The sequence below is a fragment of the Listeria sp. MAN/IMW/UF555 genome (genome assembly GCF_058684075.1).
In genome coordinates, this window is record NZ_JBZWZS010000001.1 from 715,386 (window position 1) to 739,203 (window position 23,818).

The window sequence follows — 23,818 nt, forward strand, 5'->3', positions numbered from 1 at the left end:
ATTGGTAAAAGTAGTATTTGTATGTTTAGGGAATATTTGCCGTTCTCCAATGGCAGAAGGACTTTTTCGAAAAGAAGTTGCTAATGCTGGGTTAACGGATGAAATAGAAATTGATTCTGCGGCAACGGGAACATGGAACTTAGGAAAACCACCGCACCGTGGTACAAGAGAAGTTTTGAAAAAGCACGGTATTAATTATGAAGCAATGCGTGCTCGGAAAGTAACGGATGCCGATTTTGAACAAGCTGATTATATTATTGGGATGGATCAAAATAATATAGCTGATTTAAATGCTCTTAATAAAAACAAAGACGTAACTATTCGTTCACTGATGTCCTTTGTTTCAGGCAAGGAAGAGGAAGAAATTCCTGATCCTTATTACACAGGTGATTTTGATGAAACAGAGCGAATGGTAACGGAAGGAGTCAAAGCCCTTTTAGCTTTTATCACAAAAAAATAGCCTTTTTTATCCCTAACATGTTTAGAGGCTTGTCACTCGGGAATATATAAGAGTACAATCAAAAGATTAGAAAGAGGTTTTTTATATGTTAGGAATTATTTGGGGAATTATAGTTGTTTTATTAGCAGTTTGGTTACTTGGAATTATTTTCCATGTAGCGGGCGGATTAATTAATATCTTGCTAGTAGTAGTGTTAATACTCGTTATTTGGAACTTAATTCAAATGGCTAGGAATAAACGTAAATAACTGAAAAAAGAGTGGTTTGGCGCATTACGATAATGCGCCAAACCACTCTTTTTATTTTTGATTTAAATGTTGCTTTTGTAAAAAATCTTTTAAGTCTAACCGGCTCTTTCTTCCAAGCCCGCGTGCAATTTGCTCGGACCAGCCTTCTACTCGTTTTCCTGCTGTTCGTTCATCGTAGTAAGTTTTTATTTGTTCATCGTATTCTGCTAAAATTGCTGGATTCATTTTTTGATAAGTATTTTCGTGATAAACCAAGTCTTGCGGTAACCTAGGTTTGGCTTTTTCTTTGCCTTTAATTGGGTGACCTATTGTTAAACCAAATAACGGCATCGTATATGGTGGCAAATCAAGAATTTCGGCAATTTGCCCTACGTCGTTACGAATCCCACCGATAAAGCAAATACCAAATCCTAACGATTCTGCTGCAACAGCCATATTTTGCGCGGCAAGTGCGGCATCAATGATAGAAACAAGCCATTTTTCTGAAGTTTCTAGTGCGGCTGTGTCTACTTGATGTTCTTCTAAGATGGCTTGGTGTCTAGCTAAATCAGCAACAAAAACAAATAATTGCCCTGTCTGTACAGTATATGGTTGATTTCCCGCAATGGCAGAAATTTGTTCCCTAATTTTTTTATCTGTTATTCCGATAATAGAGTATGCTTGAACAAAACTAGATGTAGATGCGGCCTGCGCACTTTTAATAAGTAAAGCTAATTCTTCTTCTGTTAAAGCTTTATCTTCAAAGTTCCGTACTGAATAATGACCTAAAATGGCATCTATCGCCTGATTCATCCTAACTCCTCCTTAGTCTTTAAATATTTTCCGATCGTAATTTGGTTCTTGTAAAAGCGCGCCAAAACTCTGTTGACGTAACGCTTCATATGCTAAAACTGCTGCGGTGTTAGATAAATTTAAAGACCGAATATGATCTGTCATTGGAATTCGTAAACAATTTTCCTCATTTGCTTGTAAAAGTTCATCAGGCAAACCAGTAGTTTCTTTTCCAAAAACAAAGAAATAATTTTTATTTGGATCACTATAGTCAACGTCACTATAAACATGCCGTCCGAATTTAGTAATATAGTAGAATTCTCCACCGGCATTTTTTTCGAAAAACTCATCTAGGGAATCGTAATAGGAAAGTTTCACATTATCCCAGTAGTCCAGTCCGGCACGTTTTAACATTTTATCATCTGTGGAAAAACCAAGTGGACGAATTAAATGTAAATAAGTATCTGTTCCAGCACATGTTCTTGAGATATTTCCTGTGTTTGCAGGGATTTCTGGTTGATATAGTACGATATGGTTTGGCATTTCTTTTCACCTGGTTTCTATTAATTTGGTATTGCTGTTAATTCTTGGAGTACTTGTTCATCTTGTTCGTTTTGGAGCGCTTTTTGGACAGCTTCTTCAGCTTGTTCCCCGCCAATTTTACGTAAAGCCCATCCAGCGGTTCCTCGAATGACTGGTCTCGGATCATTTTCCAAGCAATCAATTAAGTCTGGTACTGCGGTTTTATCTTTATAACGAGCTAAAATAATTATCGCATTTCGTTGGATTGGCTTTTTCCCGCGCCATGAACCAGCCATATCGCCAAACTGCTCTTTGAAAGCGCGATTTGAAATATGTAGCAGTGGCTTTAACTCGGGACGAACAAGTTCCGGGTCCGGCTCCATTTCCTCATGAAAATGAAAATCATGACCACGATTATATGGACAAACTACCTGACAAGTATCACAGCCATACAAACGATTATGCAATACTTCGCGATATTTTTCATCTAGAAAGTCTTTTGTTTGGGTGAGGTAGCTTAAACATATTTTCGGATTCATTTTCCCTTCACCTAACAAGGAACCTGTTGGACAAGCTTTAACACATTGGTTGCAGCTGCCACACAAGTCGCTAGCAGGCGTATCTGGTTCAAAAGGAATATTGGTTATCATTTCCCCTAAATAAACCCAAGAGCCGAATTCTGGCGTTATAAGCAGCGTGTTTTTCCCGCGCCAACCAATGCCAGCTCGTTCTGCCACAGCCACATCCGATAATTCACCGGTATCTACCATAGATTTCATTCGTACATCAGGCAAACGCTCACTTAAAAATTGTTCCAGTAGAGCTAATTTTTCTCGTAAAACAGTATGATAATCGATGCCCCACGAAGCTCTAGCAAAAACGCCACGTCTTGCTTCTTTTTTGCTGGTAGGCGCTTCTTTTAATTTAGATGGGTAAGCAAGTGCAATAGCAATAATCGACTGGGGTTCTTTGAAAATAAGCTCTGGATAAACACGCTCATCAATAACCGGATGCTCAAACCCTGTAAAAAGATCTAACGCTTCAGCTTCTAATAACCGTTCCTTTAAAAATAAAAAAGGGTCTGCTGTCGTAAAACCAATTTTTTGAATTCCAATTTCATGTGCATAAGCAATTAACTCTTCTTTTAGCGCTGCGTAATTTGATTCTGGCTTCACTATCATCATTCCCCCTTTCCTTATTTTCAGGCAATAAAATAAACGCAATGCTTCGCTTAGAAAGGTCGAAACACTGCGTTGATAACAGGATTTATAAAAAATATAAAGCGGGTGATGGGAATCGAACCCACGACAACAGCTTGGAAGGCTGTAGTTTTACCACTAAACTACACCCGCACAGTAAGTAGTTCTTAGTGTTTTAACAACTTTTATATAATACCATTCTATGTTAGTTTTGACAAGACTTTTTCTGGAATTTCTTTGTAAAAATAATATATAATTAAAATCCTGGTTGATTTACTAGGATTTTAACTATATTCAAGCTGTTTTATTAGCGCTTTATCATTTTTATGTGAGAAAATAAAGTATGTTTTAAAAGACTACTGGAGGCTTGCTTATGACATTTTGGCAGGATATGATGAATTTCTTTTCTTATGATAATTTAATGTACTGGCTAAGTGAGTATCGGAATTTAGGTCCACTTTTAGCTTTTTTCTTACCTTTTATTGAAGCGTTTTTACCTTTTTTACCATTTATTGTTTTTGTTGTAGTTAACGTTAACGCATATGGACTGTTTGGCGGCTTTTTAATATCCGTTACAGCTGCAATTGCAGGTAGTTTATGTGTTTTCTTGTTAGCTCGAAAATTTGGGCAGACTCGATTTTTGCGATTTATTTCCGGACACAAACAAATTAAACGAGTAATGGAATGGATTGATAGACATGGTTTTAGTCCGATTTTCATTTTACTTGTAATGCCTTTTACACCATCTTCTGCTGTAAATATCGTTGCAGGTCTCTCTAAAATAAAAGTTTACCAATTTATCTTAGCGCTTGTAGGTGGGAAATTAATCAAAGTCTTTGCGATTAGCTATATTGGTTATGATTTCGTAGACTTAATTCACCAACCACTTAAACTGGCTATTTTAGCAGTTTCTGTCGTTATTTTATGGTTTGTCGGAAAACGGCTGGAACATTGGATGTCAGGAAAAAACCTTAAATAAAAAAGAAAGCACGCATTCTGCGTGCTTTCTTTTTTTTATTTAAGTCACACTACCATTATCAAATTAATCATCTCATTCATTAATTATATATTATCTTCTTTATACTTTCTCCTTAAACAAAATCAAATTCAGTGTAACCTTCTGATATAATTCAATTAATTTACAGAGTATTTTTAAATTCAAGCTTTACTATAAAACAAAGAACCTATTATTAATATTGATTCTAAAATTAAAATTACTGCCATAAGCAAACTCATTCCCCGTGGTTTTAATAACCCCGATAATAATCCCTAGTTTTGAAATAAAATCTCCACCAGTAAATTTAAATGAGGAAACAGCTGCATATATACCTCTTTGATTAGTAGGAATTAACCTTACTTCTTCAGCATTTAAAACTGGTGAATAAATAAGCTCACCAATAGTGGCTAACATAATAAATAGTATTATCCACAAGAACATTCTGCATTATTTCCACCTGTTTCCTATCTTATAAACACTTGCCCATTGAATCTCTTCAAATCGCACAGAAAGTCTTCATGTTGCTTATTAACCAGATTAGGTATCTCTTCAACTGCAAAGTATCTAAGTTCAATTGTTTCCTCATCTTTTATAGATATTTCTCCGTCCACATATTCTAATTCAAAAAAAATTGATAACGGCTGAGCTTCATCACCATTTGGATAGTTGTCTTCATATTTTGAATAAATACCAATTAGTGACTTAACCTTGACACGCAGCCCCGTCTCTTCAAAATACTCTCTAATTATCGCTTCTTCAAAAGATTCGCCAAGTTCAATTGCTCCTCCAGGAAATCCCCACATATTTTTATCATTTCTTTTTTGCAATAGAATCTTTCCTTCGGTATTTATAAAATAACCACTAACAAAATTTAATATGATTTTTTCATTCCCTACTTTCCCTCGAATCCATTTGATATAATCCATACTATTTCCACCTTCCTTTTTTCGTTAAACGAAAATGTTCTATTTTTCCAAATCTAGTTACTATGAAAAAAACTATCACTCCCAAAGTTTTTTAATTTAGCTCCTCTACTGGAATCATAATAGATAGCATTTTGCTATTTAAAACAACAAGATAGCCTTTTTTGTTCAGAACTAAAACACGTTATTATCAAATAAGTGTTTCAATTCGTTATACCATAATTTCCAACCCTATAAAAGTAAATTAATATTGAACTTCATAGCTATGGCTTTAGAACCAAATAACTAAACTTAGATTATTGAGAAAAATTCATAATAAATTTTGTTTGAATTTTCTAACCCACACAGGAAAGAATTTTAAAGATCAAGTTTTATCAAAAATCTGTAATTGTTTTAGTGAACATCAAAATAAATAGCACCAAACAAACGGAAAAGAAACCATTCAAATGAATAATAAATTACAAAAAACGTACTTTCTTAAATCCTTGCTTATAAGTAAAAAAACAGATATCCTCTATTCAATTCTTAGAGTGTATCTGTTTTTTATAATCGTAAAGAAAGCACGCGGAATGCGTGCTTTCTTTTTTTAATAAAGTAAATCTAAAAATTCATCTTTTGTAATGTTACCAAAGTATTCTTTTACTTCTATATCTGCTAAAGCTTCGGCCAATGCTTCACGTTTATAAGTTGTGTTGACTAATTTCTCCTCAATATCCGCCACATTTTTTACGCCAAAGAAGTCACCAAAAATCTTAATATCTGTAATAACTCCTTTTTGTACGTTTAAGCGGACATCGACTGCTCCAACTGGAAAACGTTTTGTCCGTGTTAAATCGAATTTTGGAGATTTTCCATAGTTCCAGTCCCAATTGCCATAACGCTTAGCAGAAATTTCATGGATTTTTTCCCAATCTGCAGCGGTTAATTTGTATTCTTTCACATCTTCTACTTTTTCCACGTTAAAAATGTAAAGCAATAATAAATCGCGGAATTCTTCGGTAGTCATTTCTTGATCCATAAAATCAGAAATATTCGCTACACGACTTCGAACTGACTTAATTCCCTTTGATTCAATTTTATCTTTACGTGGTTTTAGTGATGCAGCGACATTATCTAAGTTCAAATCATACATTAAAGTACCGTGCGAGAACATTTTCCCCTTCGTTGCAAATTGCGCATTTCCTGATACTTTAAAACCATCGATTAATAAATCATTACGTCCTTTTAATTCCGCATTTACGCCTAAACGTTTAAGAGCTTCCACAATCGGTTGTGTAAACTTCGCAAAATTATGGAACGATTCACCGTCGTCATCTGTAATAAAACTAAAATTCAAGTTACCTTCATCATGATAAACAGCGCCACCACCTGAAAGTCTACGCACCACAATTACGTCATTTTTCTCGACATATTCTGTATCGATTTCTTCTACCGTATTTTGATTCCGACCAATAATTATCGATGGCTTATTAATGTAAAAAAGTAAAACCGGTTCATCTAACTTCAATTCGGTTAAAATAAATTCCTCAACTGCTAAATTAATCCGCGGATCTTTTTCATTATTATTATCTATAAAATACATACCCCTAACCCCTTTTCCTCTATATTAAAATGTTTTCGTAAATCCTTTTGATGCGAGCGCAATTTCTCCGGTGTAAATAGCTGCTGCTTCTTGTTTCAATACTTCTAAATCACCAACTTCTGGCAAATGGCTAAGGAGTAACGATTTCACATTTGCTTCTTTAGCAATTTTTGCGACTTCGGTACTTGCCATATGAACTTTTGTTTTCCCAGCTAAATCATGGAAAAAATTCGTATCTGTTACGAGTAAATCTGCGTTTTCTGCAAAAGGAATAAAACTATCTTGATAAGCGCTGTCTGCGGTGTATACAAAGATTTTTCCAGCTGCTTCAATTCGCATCGCATAACAAGGTACTGGATGGACTGTTTTTAAGAAGGTTACTTTAAACGGTCCGATTTCAAGTGTGTCATCTGCTTTATACTCCACTGCTTTTGTTACATTCGCCATTTCTAAATAAGAATAGCCACGTTCATCTTCTTTATGCCCATAAATAGGTAAGACAGGTGGTTTTTCCTTTTTTTGCGACAACAAACGAATGTGCTGCAAAATTCCTACGTCTGCTACATGATCTGGATGGTAATGAGAAATTATTGCGGCATCAATGTCATCAGGATCAATGAAGTTTTGCATGATGGAAACGGCACTTGCCCCCACATCAATTAATAACTTAAATCCAGCTTCTTCTAGCAAATAACTTGATGTTCCTTCGTTCGCTACCGGATATCCGCCCCAATGTCCAAAAACGGTTAGTTTCATTACTGCACTTCCTTTCTCAAAATTAACCTCATTTATATGATACAACATTTATAATAAAAGGAGAAATTATCCAGAAAAAAAGACAGCCTAGAAAATCTGCTGTCTTTTTAAAATTTTACTTATTTACTAGGGAAATATTTATTCTCTAGTTCTTTTGTTAGTTTTTCTGTTTTATCTAGTTCGCCAACTGCGACAAATCGTTTCGTCGTTTCCGTTGGCTTATCACATGTGATTAATGTGATTCTAGCGTCTTTCGTATTATCTATCACGCTTACTTCTGTTTCATCAATTGTTTTTGTTTCAGTAACTGTATATTCATATAAATTTACGAGGTCAGTCAGGTAAATCTTGTCGCCTTCTTTTACCTTCATAATTGGGCCAAATAGCATTGATTCATTACGCATATGGTGCCCCGCTAATGGATAGTTGCCTTTACCCATTACTTGGTCAGAACGCATGGTTGTTGCTCCTGCAAGTAAATTAGCAGTGTTGGTTCCTTTAAATACTAGTAAGTTAACGTCTACAGAAGGAACAGCTATCGAGCCAATAACGGCATCTTTGTCATAGTCTGCTGCACCTTTGATGACAGAGGTCATAGATGGAAGTTGTACACTTTCAAAATCAAATGTAGCGTCTTTGTCATTGTTTTTCTTTAAATCGGATGCATTGTATTGATCGATTGTTTCATGGCCACTCATATATTTTACAATGCCGTTTTTAATGAATGGGGAAAAAATTAATAGTAAACCGATGATTAAAATAACGATTGCGATTGTTTTCTTTAACATATTATTCCTCCTTGTAACTATTTCATTATATAGTAGCTACTCTGATGAAGCAAAGGAAATCAGCCGCCTTATTGAAGTATTTTTGCACCTGTGACAAATTTGTAAAGTTATTCCCAAATATAGTCTGAAATTTGTCTTTTACGTTGCGCTGAAATATACGGGCTTCCTTTAGCTGTGAACCTTAGAGGATAATGGGTCGCGATACCTTTATTTGGAACACCAATTCGATTAGTTGCTTCTATTATATGTGGCACTTTTGCCCTTTCTAACCAAATATTGCTATCAAAAAGAGTTTTCCCATAATCTTGCATACTTAATCCTAAAGCTTGCGTTAATTTACCCGGGCCGTTCGTTAATTCAAAGCCAGTTTTCAACAAACGATTTTGTTCCATTTGATCGATAGACTCTTCCGTTGGTTCTAATGCTCTAATTAAAACAGCTTCCGGAATGCCTTCTCGCATCGTAATAAAGTTTAATAATACTTGCTGGTGCATTTGATACGTATAAATCGTTCCTGGAGTGCCGAACATTACTTCAGTCCGTTTGGTTCGTAAGTTTTTAAAACTATGGGCTGCCATATCTGTTGCCCCGAGATAGGCTTCCGTTTCAACAATATAACCAGAAAGAGTATAATTACCTATTTCATGCACGAGTCTCATCCCTATTATATCTCTAGCTAATTCAATAGTGGTTCTATTTTCAAAAAAAGTTGGAGTGATTTTAGCGTTCATTTTATACCTCCTATTTCACTTTTTATTCTAGCAGAATTCTATCCAAAATGGTTCTTTTTTGACTAGTTAAATAAGCCTATTTGTTAATAAATCCTACTTCAGACGTATGTGTTATAACTTGCCTTTTATTAATCTTGTGTTAGAATTATGTTAAAGTGGGTGCTGTATGAAATTGTTTTTTTACATATTACAGCTTCTTTTTTTCATTTCAAAAACAACAATTAAAACGAGTAAATAGTGTGTAGGAGAGGTGTTTCATGAAGGATTGGAAAATAAAAATCCAAACGTTTTTAAGCAAAAATTATGGGTTTTTTGTTCTAGCCGTCATTCTTTATTGGCTAAAAACGTATATTGCATATCAACTTGAATTTAAACTTGGTATTGAGAACCTTATGCAGCAAATTTTGCTGTTCATAAATCCATTGAGTGGGGCTGTGTTCTTCTTAGGTCTCGCACTTTTTGCTAAAGGACGTCGTTCATTTATCTGGATCGTTGTCATTGACTTTTTAATGAGCTTTATTCTTTACGCAAATATTGTCTATTATCGATTCTTTAGTGATTTCATTACGCTTCCGAATCTAAACGCAAAACAAATGCAAAACATGGGCGACATGGGTAGTAGTATCACAGCGTTACTCAGCTGGCACGATATTATTTACTTCGCGGATATTATTATTTTAATTGCACTACTTGCTTTCCGCTTTGTAAAACCTGATAAAACTGCTCGAATCCGTGCTAGAAAAGTTGTTGGTGTTTTAACGCTTGGTATCGCGATGTTCTTTGCTAACTTAGGACTTGCTGAAATCGATCGTCCGCAACTTTTAACAAGAACTTTTGATAGAAATTATATTGTAAAATATCTTGGTATGACTAACTACCAAATCTATGATGCAGTGAAAAGTACTGAGTCATCTACACAGCGTGCACTTGCTGATAGTAGTGATGTTACGGAGGTACTTAACTACACTAAATCAAAATACGCCGCGCCAAATCCGGAATATTTCGGTAAAGCAAAAGGCAAAAACGTTATTTATATTCATTTAGAAAGTTTCCAACAATTCTTAGTGAATTATAAACTTAACGGAGAAGAAGTAACGCCGTATATTAACTCTTTCTTTAAAGATAAAAATACACTGAGCTTTACAAACTTCTTCCACCAAACAGGTCAAGGTAAAACAGCTGACTCCGAAATGTTACTTGAGAACTCGCTTTATGGCTTGCCTCAAGGTTCTGCCTTTACTACAAAAGGACAAAACACTTATGAATCAGCATCAGCTATTTTAGGTCAACAAGGATATACTAGTGCTGTCTTCCACGGTAACTATAAGAGCTTCTGGAATCGTGATGAAATTTATAAACAATTTGGTTACGATAATTTCTTTGATGCTAGTTACTATGATATGAATGACGCGGATGTTTCTAACTATGGTCTAAAAGATAAACCTTTCTTCCAAGAATCTGAAAAATATCTTTCATCCTTGAAACAACCATTCTATACGAAATTCATCACGCTAACCAATCACTTCCCTTATCCAATTGATGAGAAGGATGCTTCGATTGCTCCAGCGACAACTGGTGATTCTTCGGTAGATACGTACTTCCAAACAGCTCGTTATTTAGACGAATCTGTGAAGAGCTTTGTTGATTACTTGAAGAAAACTGGTCTTTACGATAACTCTGTAATTATTATGTATGGTGACCATTATGGTATTTCCGATAACCACGAAGAAGCAATGACAAAAATTCTTGGCAAAGACTATAACACTTTCGAAAATGCCCAAGCGCAACGTGTACCTTTAATGATTCATGTTCCAGGTGTTGAAGGTGGAGTCCAAGAACAATATGGTGGTCAAGTTGACTTACTACCTACCCTGCTTCACTTACTTGGTGTGGATAACAAAGAATACTTGCAATTTGGTACTGACTTACTTTCAAAAGATCACAAACAACTGGTTCCATTTAGAAATGGTGATTATATAACACCAACTTACTCTATGATTGGTGGTAACATGTATAACCAACAAACGGGTGAACCAATTGCGACAGAAACAAAAGAAATGAAAGAAACAAAAGAGAAGGTATCCAAAGAATTAGAGCTTTCTGATTCTGTGTTACAAGGAGATTTATTACGATTCTATGCTCCTGATGGCTTCAAAAAAGTAGATCCAAGTAAATACAACTATAATAAGAAGAAATCAACTGATTCTTCTACTAAATAAAAAAAGAGTCCAGCTAATGCTGGACTCTTTTTTATTTACCTAAGCCTCTCATAATATAAGAAACTGTATCATCTATTTCTTTTGCGTCGTTCCAGTTAGCATCTGGCATCACAACAAACCTTGTCAACATAAAGCCGACTATATTTGTAATAAGCGCCCTCATAATCGTACTATTTGGCATGTCGACAATTTCTCCGCGTGCCTTATAAAAATCAATCATTTGGTCAAACTGCCCTTTTACATGCGTCATAAAAATTTGAGAAAACTGCGCTCTAAGTTCATCATGATAAAATAATTCCATAAAGTATATTTTGATGACTTTACCATTCTCTTTTGCAAATTCAAAACGGTTAACAATTATTTCGCGAATAAATGACTGGAAATCTGGATACTCACTTTCAAAAACTTCTTTAACAAAGCTTTGAGCTAAAAATGGGATAACTCCCCCAATCAATGTTGGCATCGTGATTGCCATCAATAAATCTTTTTTTGTTTTATAATGTCTGAAAATGGTTCCTTCAGCTACGCCCGCTTTTTTTGCTATTTCATTTGTCGATGTTCCAGCATAGCCTTTTTCCGCAAACAATTCAATAGAAGCTGCTACAATTCGGCGCTGTTTATCGCTCATTTTAGTTTCTTTTTCCGTCAAATCAAGCATTTGACGCAAGATATCTCCTTCTGCATCCACTTTTATTCTTCCTCTCTAATTAAACTTTCCGGTATTTTTTTAATGCAAAAATATTTAGTACGACGAAGATGATTACAAATCCTAGTAAAATATAAAAATCATTTGCAAATGAGGCAAATCCTTCTCCTTTTACCATAATGGATGTTAGTGCATTTGCTCCGTAGTATAGCGGCATAATATGTGCAATCCATACGAGCCAATCTGCCATGCCATCGAGCGGGAAAATCCCACAGAATAACACTTGGGGCACAATAACGATGGGGATAAATTGCACGATTTGAAATTCATTATTAGCAAACGTTGAAAGTAAGATACCTAGTGCGAGTGACACCATTCCGAGTGTTAGCGTAATGAGTAAAACATAAAATAAGGATCCGTTTTGCATCATGCCGAGCACTTGGATGGAAAAAACTGCGACTAAGATAGACTGTAGTAAGGCAAATATGCCAAAGCCTATCAAATACCCTAGTTCTAGTTCGATACGTTTAATTGGGGTTGCCATGAGTCGTTCAAGCGTACCTGTTGTTCGTTCTCTTAAGAATGAAATCCCGGCGATTAGAAAAACGAAGAAGAATACGAAAAAGCCAATGAAAATCGGGCTAATTGTATCAAAAAAGCTAGTATCTTTATCGCCATAAACGTAATCGGTTGAAATGGTTAGCTTTTCAGGGTTGTTTGTAAGTACGGGAAGCGAGTTTGGATCAATTCCAGCTTTGGCAAGCGCTTCTCCTGTTGTTTTGGCTTGTTTCTTTACTTGAATTTGTTGCTCGGCCATCAATGCTTTTTGTAGTTTTAAACCGATTTCTTTACTTAAGCTTGGTTCACTATTTTCGTATGTCACTTTGATTTTCTCGCCATCTTGTTGAAAAAACGCGTCAAGATCAGCGTCTTTAATTTTCGCAGTTGCGTTCGTGTTGTCTGGATAAGTCTTAATTGTTAAATCATTTTCTTTTAGTTCTTTTACCATGGAACTCGAAAGTCCGTTCACTCCGACAACTGGCTTCACTGTATCGCCTTCAAATAAGTAAGTTAGTAATGTAATAAGTAAAAGTGGCGCAAGAAACATTAAAGCAAGCGTCCGTTTATCACGCCTGAATTGATTGACGATCCGTTTAACAATAGCTAAAATTCGCATTAGTCCTTCCCTCCAAACTCTAAAAAGGCATCTTCTAGTTTGCCAGATGAAGTTTTACTTGAGAGCTCTTGTGGGGTCCCTATGGCGATTATTTTTCCATTTCTTATCATTGCAAGTCTATCGCATTTTTCGGCTTCATCCATCACGTGCGTCGTCACAAGGATACATTTGCCGTTTGCTTTAAGATCGTCCAGTTCTTCCCAAATGGTTTTTCTTAGTTCTGGATCAATTCCGACTGTTGGCTCATCTAATATTAAAACATCAGGATCTGCAAGGACAGAAATAGCGAGAGACAACCTGCGTTTCATTCCACCTGAAAAATTATTCACCTTTTTTGTTAAATCGTTTTGTAAATTAACCAGGTTCGTCGCATAGTTGATTCGGTCTTTTTTAGCAGCGCCCTTAATAGAATAAAGTGAAGCAAAAAAATCTAGGTTCTCTTTGGCTGTTAAATCAGTATACAGTGCATCTGATTGAGCCATATAACCGATTTTGCTAATTACCGGCAAGTTTGGCATTACATTTCCTAATAATTTGGTTTGGCCACTTGTTGCTTTTTCCATACCGATGATGGTTTTAACAAGAGTTGTTTTACCAGCGCCAGATGGACCGATTAAGCCGAATATTTCGCCCTTCTCTATTTCGAGAGACATATCTGATAAAATTGGTTTCTTGCCGATTTTTACATCTAAATTCGAAACATCAATTGCTATTTCTGCCATTAGTTTCCCTCCTTTTTAAAAATGAGTGATTACTCACTTTATATTGTACTCGGATTTTTTTAAATGTAAAGAAAAAACCGAACGCATCAAGAAGTTTCCTTCTATCTGCACTCGGTTATTTTCGTAAATAAATATCTGAAATAAGGTGATCTGTTCCTTTATGAAGAACTAAATCCGCTCGGTACTTTGTTTTCTCGATGTTTTCTTTTAAATTGACGCCATTGATTGTATCCCAAACACCTAACGCAAATGTTTCTGCTTCTTTTTTACTAATTTTCGTATATGGGTGGAAATACGAGCTTTCGTCTTGGAAAGCTGTTTCGCGAAGCATGAAGAAACGTTCTAAATACCAGTTCTTAATATCAGCTTCATTAGCATCCATATAGACAGAGAAATCAAAGAAATCACTCGGATATAGGCTCTCATGTTGGTCAGCTTGAAGTACATTAATTCCTTCAATGATGACAATATCTGGATTATGCATCATGCGAGTTTCGTCTAAAACATCATAGGTGAAATGCGAATAAAGTGGTACTTCAACGTCTTCTTTATTTGCTTTTAAGTCGGTTAGAAACTTAGCAAAGCGGTCGCGGTCGTAGCTTTCGGGGAAACCTTTTTTGTCCATGATACCGCGTTCTTCTAAAACCTTATTAGGATAGAGAAATCCGTCTGTTGTTACAAGCTCGACTTGCCTTGTTTTAGAAAACCAACGATCTAGCATTAATTTAAAAACACGCGCGGTTGTACTTTTCCCCACTGCCACACTACCTGCTAAGGCGATAATGAAAGGGGCACGTGATTCTTTTTTCTTTAAGTATTCCATTTTTTCACCATGAATAAAAATTGCTTCATGGTACTGGATTGCAATTAGTTTGATTAGTGGTAAATAGATTTCAGAGATGTCTTGTAAAGAAATTCGGTCATTTAAACCACGTATTTCTTCCAGTTCCTCTGCAGTTAAAATTTGGTCCTTACTCACTTCCAGCTTGCGCCATTCTTCTCGTGGGAAATGAAAGTAGTGGTTGTAATCATTCATTCAATGTTCCATCCTTTTATTCATTCGTGAAAACGTAAACAGCTTTATTTAAGGATAACTCAAGCCGCATAAATCCGCAAGTAGCGATTTAATATTTACGATAGACATAAACTGATTTTGGTTTTGCTACTTCTTTATAGCTATCTACTTGTACAGATGGGATATTCATTTTAAATGGTGAATAGTACTCTTGAGTGATCGTTCCTTTTACTGTAAGACAGGTGTCGTTTTTGAAATTGGTCTTTTCGGGCATTTGGACAAGCATGCCAAATACGCCAGAGTCCGCTACACAATGAATAATTCCAAATCGAAATAAGAATAAATTATTATCTTTTGTCACTTCATCGTTATAGACAAAACCGGTAAATTCGATTTCTTTACCAGTAAACTCACCAGGATAGTTATAGAGAATTTCCATTGTCATTAAATAGTTGCTATCGGTTACTTTGATTGGATTTTGATCGATGATTTCGGCTTTTTCTTTCGCCATCATTTTTTCATAATCTGTTTCTCCAAAATAACCACTTGTATCAGGTCTTAAAAACTGATTTTGGGCATAAGGGTCATCGCCCGCAGCATTATTTTTCGGAAAATGAAAGCCTTTTGCGGAAACGATGGTTGAATCAAGTGTTGCGACTGGAAATAAAAATCCCGCAATTAATGCGTAAGAAAGTAAACCGTAAACCATGATTTTTTTCAAAATAGTATTTTCGCCGTCATGGGTATGTCCCATATGCGCTGTTTTTGCGCCAATATCTTCATCACGAAAAACCATAATAAGCTGAATAATTGCAAGCAAAAATGCCGCAATCATTGCTGAAAAAGATAAATAAGCGTATTTCATATTAATATATTTACTGATGTCACCAGAAATATGTAGCTGCATCAAATAAAAGCCAAATCCAAATAAAATAAAAACTCGAAACATGTGTTCACCTGCTTTCTGTTAAATAACCAAGGCGTATAAAAAGACGACAATCGTTACACTTGTAACAATTAATAAGACAAATTTTGCTTTAAATGCTCCTAACATCATCATTAAATTTTTAATATCGAGCATCGGGCCAAACACTAAAAATGCAACGATTGATTGCGTGGAAAATACACTACGGAATGAAGCGCCAATAAATGCATCTGCTTCAGAACATAATGATAAAACAAATGCTAGAACCATCATTAATAAAATAGATAAGATCGGGCCATGTCCAATGGATACAAGCGTCGAAGTTTTAATATATGTTTGCATCGCTGCGGCAATTAAAGCACCAAAAACTAGATACTTGCCGACAGAAAAGAATTCGTCAACTGCATGCTGTACGGTATGCCAAACTTTTTGACTAAAAGACATTTTTTCATGTGTATGCTCTTCACCGTGATGATGGTGCGCATGGTCGTGCTCTGGTTCAGCCTGAGCTCCTTCTGTTGCTAGAACTTGAAATTTCGTTGTTGTTACATCCCCACTCGGACCTCCTGCAAGGGCTAAGTTTCCAGCTGGAACAGCAACTTTTTCACTGGCAGCTTCATATTTTAAAAACCGTTCTTTCAAACCAGTTCCTTTATAAAAATAAGCGATAATATTCCCGACAACGAGTGCTACTACAAGGCTCCCGGCAACACGTAAAAGCGGAACTTCCCAAGTGCTTCCAAATGCAACATAGGTGGAAAATAAGACAACGGGGTTAATAATTGGAGCTGTGAGCATGAAGGCAATTCCAGCATGAAGCGGTACCCCTTTTGCAAGTAGATTACGAACGATCGGCACAATGCCACATTCACAGGATGGGAAAAATACACCAATAAGCGAGCCGACAATGACTGCTAGGATTTTATTTTTTGGAATAACGCGAGCAATAAATTTTTCAGAAATGAACATTTGAATAAAACCAGCAATAAATACGCCAATTAATACAAACGGCAGCGCCTCTATCAAAATAGAAATAAAAATGGTATTCATTTGTAGGAATGAATCCGGCAAGTGACTAAACATAGGATTCCTTCTTTCTTTACTCTTTTTAATAACTATTTGATTCTAAGCCTATCTTTTGAAGAAATCAAGTAAAAGATAAATGACTATATTTTTTATTTTGCACGAATAAAAAGACAACAATCTAACTAAATTGTTGTCTTTTTGTGATAATTTCTTGATAATCTTGTTCGAGAATTGCCTTTTCTGCTGGTTTTAAATTCGGTTGCATGAGTTTCGCAGCAATTTCTGACATTCGCATTTCTAAAATCAATTTATCTTCTTCTGTTACACGACTTGGGGCTTTACTTTCTTCGTATTCTGAGAAGGTCATTCTGTGGAAAGTCATTTGGTTGTTTTCAATCACGAGTAATTCTTCTGCAACTTGATTTACAAACGTTCTATCATGAGAAACAAATAACACTGTTCCGGTAAATTGTTTTATGAGCATTTCCAGAGCTTCCATTGCATAGATGTCCAAATAGTTGGTCGGTTCATCGAGTATCAGGAAGTTCGCATCACTAACAAGAAGCATACTAAGAAGTAATTTCACTCGTTCTCCACCAGAAAGCATCCCGACTTCTTTATGCAAATCACTTTCTTTAAAATGCATACTTCCAAGCACATCTCTGTTTACTTGTTGTGTTTGAACGCTCCTATCTGTGATGTTTTCTATGAGCGTCTTCGCTAAATCTAATCCTTTTAATTCTTGATCAAAATAAGCGATTTTAGCTTGATTGTTACAAGTTATAGTTGGATTTTCTTGGATAATTTCTCTTAAAAAAGTGGTTTTACCGCTAGCATTTTCACCGATAAGTGCTACTTTATCTCCTGCTTTTATCGAGAACGCTTTTGCTTCAAACAGTGTTTTTCCTGCAATTTCGAAGGTTGCTTCTTTTGCGCTTAAGATCGTACTGCCTTTTTTTATTAATCGGTTATCGGGTGTGACGATTTTAATTGGCTTTGTAGTGCGTGGTTTTTCGACATTGCCAAGCCGTTCAATCCGTTTTTCTAGCGCTTTAATTGTACTATGTTGTTTCTTTTGTTGTGTGCCTTTTCCAGCTTTAAAGGCGCTTGCTTCTTTGTTATTTAGTCGTTTCCCTGGTTTTACAATTCGTCCTGCTTCAATTTCGTGATAGTTTTGTGATGCTTGTAGTTGTTTCTTTTTGTTTTTAAATTCTTTGTAGGCAAGTTCTGCTTGGTTTTCTTGTAGTTTTTTTTGTTCTAAATAAGCGTGATAGTTTCCTTTGTAGACGTGGATTTCTTGATTTTTAATTTCCCATATTTCTGTGCAAAGTGCATCTAAAAAGGCGCGATCATGGGAAATAATCATTAGGGCGCCGTGAAAATCGCTCCACTGCCGTTCTAAATGTTTGACGCTTTCGACATCTAGATTGCTCGTCGGTTCGTCTGCTAAAAGTATACTTGGATTTTGGCGCATGGCATGTTGAATTGCTTTTCTTGTTTTTTCCCCGCCGCTTTGTGTGCTTTTATCAGTGTGAAGTTGTTTGATATAGGCGAGTTTCCCGTATGAAGTAATGTTTCCTGATGTGGCTTCTTTAACGCCAGCGATTACTTCCATGAGCGTTGTTTTTCCTAAGCCGTTTTGACCGATGATGCCGATTCTTGCTTTTTTATCTACTAACAGGTGAGGGATTTCTACTAAAGTTCTGTCCCCTATTTCTATTTTTAATTGGTTTATTTCGATTATTGACATAAAAAATAACCTCCTGAATATTTTCAGAGAGGAATCCGCGAAACTACGCCAAAAAAGGCTATAGCTAGAGTTATCATGCGAAATGAACATACGAATCCCGTCCGAAAAAATAGTTTCTACCCAAGAATTGGATAGCTTTCTTCATTTTTTCATATAATACAGGATTAGAATTTCATTGGCTTAAGATAACACTCCTTTTCGTTTGATGTTTTCATTATAGCTCAATTTAGTAAATCCTTCAAGCTAAAAAAGCCGTGCAGCTTAAATTACACGGCTTAATTTGTGACCATTTATTCACTTTCTTCCACCATCATTTTTAGTTTTTGGATAAACTCTGTGAAACTTTCTGTCATCGATAAGCGTTTGGCGTTGATTGGTTCAGAAACAATTTCCACAAATTTTTCAAAGAAATCGTTAAATTCATTGGCATCTTTTTTGCTGATGGCGACGAGGGCAATCATTTTTACTTTGACGTCGTTCCAATAAATCGGTTCTTGGAGCGTCATCATCGAAACGCCACTGCGAATGGCATCGTTTTTGATTGAATGGGGTATCGCAATGCCTGACGGGAAACTGGTTGGTGCCATTTGTTCTCTTTTTTCAACTTTTTCTTTAAAATCTGGTTTTACAAAAGCCTCCTTTTCCATTTTAGACACCATTTGTTCTCTTATTTTTTGAGGGGTGAGTTCTGAGGGGTCGATTTGATTAGAATAGAGTGACGGGACGATATAGCGGTCAATTTGTTGTCCAAGTAGGTTGTTTTCAAGCATTTTTTTCTTGGTATGGATTCTGCTTGTAATTTTTTTAATGTCTTTCGCTGTGAGTAATGGGTGAATAAAAATCGAACCTGCTTTTTCGAGAGCGGTATCTCGGTTTGTCGTTAAAATAATATCGTATTGTTCATCGCATCTCTCATTTTCAATGACTTCTATTGTCGCATCGTTTTCAAATAAGGAGCGTAGTTTTTTTAGCATATTGGTTTTTAAATCATGGTAGTCGTCAACAAGAATACCGATTTCTAGTTTGATATAATCACGATTTTCGCTTTCTAAAAAAGAACCGATATGCAACGCAATAAAAGAAATTTCGTCTTCGTTAAAGTCAATTGCTAGTTTTTCTTGTAGTAAAGAGGAAATGTAAACTGCGATGTCAAAGGTTACTGGATAAGAGGTTTTAATATCAAGTAAACTTAAATTTCTTGTATAAGCTTTGTAACGCGAACGGTAATATAAGCTTTGTACATGGATGGCAAGTTTAATAAAAAGTTGCTCGTTTTGAAGATCAATGAGGTACATTTCTTCCACATTGGTGAGTACTATTTTAAGTGCTTCAATGATTTTTTTATCGACAAATTGTTCTAATTCAGCTTGGTTGGCATTGGCTGCTTGCTCGTTTTGAAGCCCAACATAAAGAAGGCCAAGTTGCTTTGTTTCTGCTTCTGAAAAATGTATTTGGTATTCTTCTGAGAGGATTCCGGCTATTTTTTTTGAGATTTCATATTCTTTAGAGTGTTTTCTAATAAGCGTTTTTTGCGTTTCGATGAGCGTATTGCCTTGTTGGATCCGGACGATACTGATGGCGTAATGCAACACAATATTCATCATCGAATATTGATTAGTTGTAATAGCTTCTTCTGCTAGAACTTCTTTTACGATACTTTGGAGTTTATCAATCGAAACTATTTCCAGCATTTCTTGGATGTGGCCTTTGATGCTTTCACGGTAGCCGCCTTCTTCATATAATAAAGAAATCATATACTTTCTTTTGGCGCGCTCTTTTCCGACGAGTTTAATTTGATTTTTATCAATGACAATCTGTACGTTTGCTTCTTTTAGTTCGTTTTTTAATTGTTGAATATCTTTTTTTAAAGTGACTTCTGAAATAAATAGAATATCTGCGAGATCAAATAAATCAACGCCTTTGGTGGAGTTTTTAATTAATTCTAGTAATAATTTAGATTTCCGTTCTGAAACGTCGCTTTCTGCTTGAAAATCGAAGTGAATCGCTCGGTTAATTTGATAGCCTTGTTTGGTTGAATTAATTAAATTTGGCGTTGCTTCATTTATTTTGTAGATATTATTGCGAATGGTTCTTGTTGTACACTCGCAAAAATCTGCTAACTCATTTGAGGTAACCCACTTGTCTTCTTGTTTATACAAATAAGCTAGTATTTCTTTTTGAGTATCCATTCCTGTTACCCCCTATATATCGAAAGCCAGTTGTTTTAGCTATCAACTACCACAACTGGCGCTTCTGTTACATTAAACTTCTAGGTCTTCCCCATTAGACTCTATTACTTTTTTATACCATGAAAAGCTGTCTTTTTTAATTCTTTTGCCTGTACCGTTCCCTTCGTTGTCTAAATCAACGTAGATGAAACCGTATCTTTTTTCCATTTGAGCGGAAGAACAACTAACGATGTCAATTGGGCCCCATGCACAATATGCGATCACTTCTACCCCGTCATACATCGCGCGTTTCATTTCTTTTAAATGGGCAGATAAATAATCAATGCGGTAATCATCATGGATTTCGCCATTGTCTAATTCGTCGTACATTCCGAAGCCGTTTTCTGCAATAATGATTGGTTTATGGTATCTATCCCAGTATTGTGACAGAGCATTATATAGCCCTTTCGGATCTACAGCCCAGCCCCACGGATTTGCTTTTAAGTGCGGATTTGGGGTGATTGAAGCAGGATCCAAATCATTTTTCTTGGAATCGACCATTTGCGAATAATAATAAGAAAGTGCTAGATAGTCCATCGTGTTTTTTTGTAAAATAGCTTTGTCTTCTTCTGTGATTTCAATTGTAATATTATTTTCAGCAAAATAATTAAGCGCATATTGTGGATATTCTCCTTGGAACTGCACGTCTGCGAAGAAATATTCCATCCGATTACGTTTCATTGCAAGCACAATATCGTCTGGGTCACATGAGTATGGGTAGGCTGTGCAATCTGCCAGCATCGTACCAATCATTAAATCTGGATTCAACGCTTTGCCGTATTCATAAATTTTCGCACTAGCGACAAATTGATTATGAACTGCTTGATACGTTGCTGATAAATAATCATCGACAGCATCATATGGAATGGCAGTGGAGTTGAATGGTTCAAACTGGATTAAATTAATTTGGTTAATAACAATCCAATATTTCACTTTTTTATTGTAACGATCTAGTACGGTTTTGCCGTATTTTTCAAACAGATCGATGACTTTCCGATTATGCCATCCGCCATGGTTTAAGACAATCTCTACTGGAGTTTCATAATGCAAAATGGTAATAATTGGTTCCATGCCAAGTTCGATTATTTTATCGATTAATTGATCGTAATATTTTAAACCTGCTTCATTTGGTTCCTCTTCTTCTCCAGTTGGGAAAATTCGCGTCCAGTCAATCGAAGTTCGAAATGTTTTAAAACCCATTTCAGCAAGAAGAGCTAAATCTTCTGGATAAGTATGGTAAAAATCAATACCGTGGCGTTTCGGATAATAGTTCACTTTATCTTCTATGCTTGCTTTAATATCTGCTAAACTTACGCCTTTATGCTGTTCTTCGCTAATTTCATCGTTTGTTTTACCTTTATGATATTTGTGTAAATCTGCTAAACTAATTCCTTTTCCATCTACTTTAAATGCACCTTCTGCTTGGTTGGCTGCGATAGCTCCACCCCATAAGAAGTCTTTTGGAAACTGATAATTTTCAAACATACTTGTACCTCCTATTTTTTCGTAAGTTCGGTCATTTTTTTGAATAAACGTAGCATATGTTCGCCGATTAGTATTTCACTTTTTGCTGTCATTAGAGTATCTTGGGCATGACAGAATAGAGTTGAATAGCGGATTTGGTTGCCTGAAGCTTCTAGTTGTAGTGTATCTGTTTGCAGACTATGCGCAATGACAATTTCTTTTTTTGCAGAGGCGATTAATTCCTCTGCTTCGTTAAATTCTAATTCTTCTAAGTGATTGAGACCTTTTACTAAATCATTTCTTGCGTTTCCTGCATGGATTAAAATATTCATGGATAGTTCATTTAAACTATCTGTTTCTTCAACATAGTCTTGCTCTGACATTTTAGTTCCTCCAATCAATTTGTTACCATTTCTTTCTCTGCTTCTACTGCATCTAGTTTTTCTTGTTTTAGTAAAGAGTTATCGTATGCTTTAAAGAATGGCAGATAGACGAGCCATGTGATGACGATAATCGCTAGACAAGCAATAACCGCGCGGAAGTCTTGTGTTGCGAGATAAGATGTTACTGGGTAAGGCATGTACCATAGCAAGAATGATTGCGTGGGGATACTCACTAAGTTCATCGACATAACGAAATAGGCGATGCTTGGAACTAAGAAAGCATTAATCCACGTTGGAATCATTAAGTATGGATTGAAGGCAATTGGTGCTCCGAAGAATAATGGTTCGTTGATGTTAAAAATTGACGGAACAATAACTGCTTTTCCGATTGCTTTTAGCTGTAAAGATTTACTTAAAATCAGCATCATAATCGAAAGTGATAAGGTTGTACCCACCCCGCCGATTGAAATTAAAGCGTACACTGTTTCTTGTGTTGCGATATTTGATGCACTTGCGCCATTTGCTACGGCTTGTGAGTTTTCTGCGAGTCCTGCCATATAAACTGGATAAATCGCTGGCATCATTACCCATCCAGAAATCCCGAATGTATAAAGAAAAGCGGGAATGAAAACCGAAAGCACAAAGCCCGGATAAGATTGTACAATCGATGCGAGTGGGCTAAACACAGCCACAATAACTTCAAAGAAATCGATATTAAATTGAACTGTAATTAACCAACCAACGATTAAAATAAAAGTAATTGGTAGTAAACTGTTAAACCAGCCGACAACGAAATCAGGTATTGGCGTATCTTCACTGAAGAGCGAACGTTTCGCCGCAAAATTCATTACACAACCAACAAATAGTCCCGTTGTAATCGACAAGAACATTCCAGTTGCCCCAAATCTAGATAAAATGAAAACCGCGTCTCCATCTGCTGAAATAGTCGGAAATAGTAACATTAAAAATAATACAAGTCCAGTAGCTCCGGAAATTAATTTTTGACTGCTATTCCCTTTTTTCTCCATCAGATAATACGGGATTAAAAATGCTACAACTAAACCGAACATCCCAAACGAAAAATTACTTATCATCGAAAAATCTGGCATACCTGGAAATAAATTTTTAAGAAGTGAAACGATGGTTACTAAAGAACCGACAAAAACGAGTGGAAGCGCAGACATAATTGCATCTTGAATTGCTGATACCCAAGGATTTTTAACAACTTTATTTACTTTTGGAGCAAATTTATTTGTCATAAAATCCATCACTTTGTTGTTCATCGTT

24 protein-coding genes and 1 tRNA gene are annotated in these 23,818 nt (G+C 35.9%); 4 read left to right on the top strand and 21 right to left on the bottom strand.

Features of this window, described 5'->3' with window-relative positions; genetic code table 11:
* Position 1: 1 nt before the first annotated feature.
* Positions 2–460 (top strand): low molecular weight protein-tyrosine-phosphatase, encoded by a 459-nt coding sequence (locus tag AC4PG8_RS03585; protein WP_003766197.1) that lies wholly within the window; start codon positions 2–4, stop codon positions 458–460.
* Positions 461–545: 85 nt separating this feature from the next.
* Positions 546–707 (top strand): lmo0937 family membrane protein, encoded by a 162-nt coding sequence (locus AC4PG8_RS03590; protein WP_003761398.1) that lies wholly within the window; start codon positions 546–548, stop codon positions 705–707.
* 51 nt (positions 708–758) lie between these two features.
* On the opposite strand, the gene nfsA is transcribed toward AC4PG8_RS03590, so the two are convergent.
* From nfsA to AC4PG8_RS03610, 4 genes are all read right to left on the bottom strand, one after another.
* A complete protein-coding gene (gene nfsA, locus AC4PG8_RS03595; protein ID WP_492170032.1) occupies positions 759–1,499 on the bottom strand; it encodes an oxygen-insensitive NADPH nitroreductase in 741 nt (246 codons plus the stop codon).
* Between the two features lie 12 nt (positions 1,500–1,511).
* On the bottom strand, positions 1,512–2,021 hold the full coding sequence (trmL, locus tag AC4PG8_RS03600) for a tRNA (uridine(34)/cytosine(34)/5-carboxymethylaminomethyluridine(34)-2'-O)-methyltransferase TrmL (RefSeq protein WP_003766193.1): 510 nt from the start codon (positions 2,019–2,021) through the stop codon (positions 1,512–1,514).
* 20 nt (positions 2,022–2,041) lie between these two features.
* Positions 2,042–3,181: a tRNA epoxyqueuosine(34) reductase QueG gene (queG, locus tag AC4PG8_RS03605; protein ID WP_041918370.1), complete on the bottom strand. Its 1,140-nt coding sequence runs from the start codon at positions 3,179–3,181 to the stop codon at positions 2,042–2,044.
* 100 nt (positions 3,182–3,281) lie between these two features.
* Positions 3,282–3,352 (bottom strand) — tRNA-Gly (locus AC4PG8_RS03610).
* 220 nt (positions 3,353–3,572) lie between these two features.
* Between AC4PG8_RS03610 and AC4PG8_RS03615 the strand changes: the two genes are divergently transcribed.
* The gene (locus AC4PG8_RS03615; protein WP_003761391.1) at positions 3,573–4,178 is read left to right on the top strand and encodes a TVP38/TMEM64 family protein; all 606 of its coding nucleotides are present in this window, start codon (positions 3,573–3,575) and stop codon (positions 4,176–4,178) included.
* 189 nt (positions 4,179–4,367) lie between these two features.
* Here the strand turns inward: AC4PG8_RS03615 and AC4PG8_RS03620 are convergent, their stop codons facing one another.
* The 6 genes from AC4PG8_RS03620 to AC4PG8_RS03645 form a co-directional block, all read right to left on the bottom strand.
* Positions 4,368–4,610 carry a hypothetical protein gene (locus tag AC4PG8_RS03620; RefSeq protein ID WP_492170033.1) on the bottom strand — a complete coding sequence of 81 codons (243 nt, stop codon included), beginning with the start codon at positions 4,608–4,610 and terminating at the stop codon, positions 4,368–4,370.
* A gap of 50 nt (positions 4,611–4,660) precedes the next feature.
* Entirely contained in the window at positions 4,661–5,122 is a 462-nt protein-coding gene (locus tag AC4PG8_RS03625) for an NUDIX hydrolase (RefSeq protein WP_112119718.1), read from the bottom strand.
* A gap of 583 nt (positions 5,123–5,705) precedes the next feature.
* Positions 5,706–6,701 carry a lipoate protein ligase LplA1 gene (lplA1, locus tag AC4PG8_RS03630; protein WP_003766187.1) on the bottom strand — a complete coding sequence of 332 codons (996 nt, stop codon included), beginning with the start codon at positions 6,699–6,701 and terminating at the stop codon, positions 5,706–5,708.
* 24 nt (positions 6,702–6,725) lie between these two features.
* A complete protein-coding gene (locus AC4PG8_RS03635; protein ID WP_003761386.1) occupies positions 6,726–7,457 on the bottom strand; it encodes an MBL fold metallo-hydrolase in 732 nt (243 codons plus the stop codon).
* 119 nt (positions 7,458–7,576) lie between these two features.
* Complete coding sequence (locus tag AC4PG8_RS03640; protein WP_010990684.1) at positions 7,577–8,245, bottom strand: class A sortase; 669 nt, start codon at positions 8,243–8,245, stop codon at positions 7,577–7,579.
* 107 nt (positions 8,246–8,352) lie between these two features.
* Complete coding sequence (locus tag AC4PG8_RS03645) at positions 8,353–8,976, bottom strand: DNA-3-methyladenine glycosylase (RefSeq protein WP_185512746.1); 624 nt, start codon at positions 8,974–8,976, stop codon at positions 8,353–8,355.
* A gap of 257 nt (positions 8,977–9,233) precedes the next feature.
* Here AC4PG8_RS03645 and ltaS point away from each other — a divergent pair, with 257 nt between their 5' ends.
* Positions 9,234–11,195 carry a lipoteichoic acid synthase LtaS gene (gene ltaS / locus AC4PG8_RS03650; RefSeq protein WP_003761379.1) on the top strand — a complete coding sequence of 654 codons (1,962 nt, stop codon included), beginning with the start codon at positions 9,234–9,236 and terminating at the stop codon, positions 11,193–11,195.
* Positions 11,196–11,226: 31 nt separating this feature from the next.
* Here ltaS and AC4PG8_RS03655 read toward each other — a convergent pair whose 3' ends face one another.
* The 11 genes from AC4PG8_RS03655 to AC4PG8_RS03705 all read right to left on the bottom strand — a co-directional run bounded on the left by AC4PG8_RS03655 (position 11,227) and on the right by AC4PG8_RS03705 (position 23,814).
* A complete protein-coding gene (locus AC4PG8_RS03655; protein ID WP_003761377.1) occupies positions 11,227–11,883 on the bottom strand; it encodes a TetR/AcrR family transcriptional regulator in 657 nt (218 codons plus the stop codon).
* Between the two features lie 19 nt (positions 11,884–11,902).
* Positions 11,903–13,018, bottom strand: a complete 1,116-nt coding sequence (locus AC4PG8_RS03660; protein ID WP_492170034.1) for an ABC transporter permease — start codon at positions 13,016–13,018, stop codon at positions 11,903–11,905.
* On the bottom strand, positions 13,018–13,740 hold the full coding sequence (locus AC4PG8_RS03665; protein ID WP_492170035.1) for an ABC transporter ATP-binding protein: 723 nt from the start codon (positions 13,738–13,740) through the stop codon (positions 13,018–13,020). The genes AC4PG8_RS03660 and AC4PG8_RS03665 overlap by 1 nt, the downstream gene beginning before the upstream one ends.
* 115 nt (positions 13,741–13,855) lie before the next feature.
* A complete protein-coding gene (gene coaA, locus AC4PG8_RS03670; RefSeq protein WP_003761370.1) occupies positions 13,856–14,776 on the bottom strand; it encodes a type I pantothenate kinase in 921 nt (306 codons plus the stop codon).
* Between the two features lie 88 nt (positions 14,777–14,864).
* Positions 14,865–15,704, bottom strand: a complete 840-nt coding sequence (locus AC4PG8_RS03675; protein WP_492170036.1) for a TIGR03943 family putative permease subunit — start codon at positions 15,702–15,704, stop codon at positions 14,865–14,867.
* A gap of 18 nt (positions 15,705–15,722) precedes the next feature.
* Entirely contained in the window at positions 15,723–16,763 is a 1,041-nt protein-coding gene (locus tag AC4PG8_RS03680) for a permease (RefSeq protein ID WP_492170037.1), read from the bottom strand.
* Between the two features lie 121 nt (positions 16,764–16,884).
* Positions 16,885–18,456: a Vga family ABC-F type ribosomal protection protein gene (locus AC4PG8_RS03685; RefSeq protein WP_010990679.1), complete on the bottom strand. Its 1,572-nt coding sequence runs from the start codon at positions 18,454–18,456 to the stop codon at positions 16,885–16,887.
* 290 nt (positions 18,457–18,746) lie between these two features.
* Positions 18,747–20,645, bottom strand: coding sequence for a BglG family transcription antiterminator (locus AC4PG8_RS03690; protein ID WP_160464025.1), 1,899 nt, complete (start codon positions 20,643–20,645; stop codon positions 18,747–18,749).
* A 72-nt stretch (positions 20,646–20,717) separates the two neighbouring features.
* Complete coding sequence (locus tag AC4PG8_RS03695; protein ID WP_003766167.1) at positions 20,718–22,169, bottom strand: glycoside hydrolase family 1 protein; 1,452 nt, start codon at positions 22,167–22,169, stop codon at positions 20,718–20,720.
* Positions 22,170–22,180: 11 nt separating this feature from the next.
* A complete protein-coding gene (locus AC4PG8_RS03700) occupies positions 22,181–22,531 on the bottom strand; it encodes a PTS lactose/cellobiose transporter subunit IIA (RefSeq protein WP_003761354.1) in 351 nt (116 codons plus the stop codon).
* A 14-nt stretch (positions 22,532–22,545) separates the two neighbouring features.
* On the bottom strand, positions 22,546–23,814 hold the full coding sequence (locus AC4PG8_RS03705; protein WP_185484309.1) for a PTS sugar transporter subunit IIC: 1,269 nt from the start codon (positions 23,812–23,814) through the stop codon (positions 22,546–22,548).
* Between the last annotated feature and the right edge of the window lie 4 nt (positions 23,815–23,818).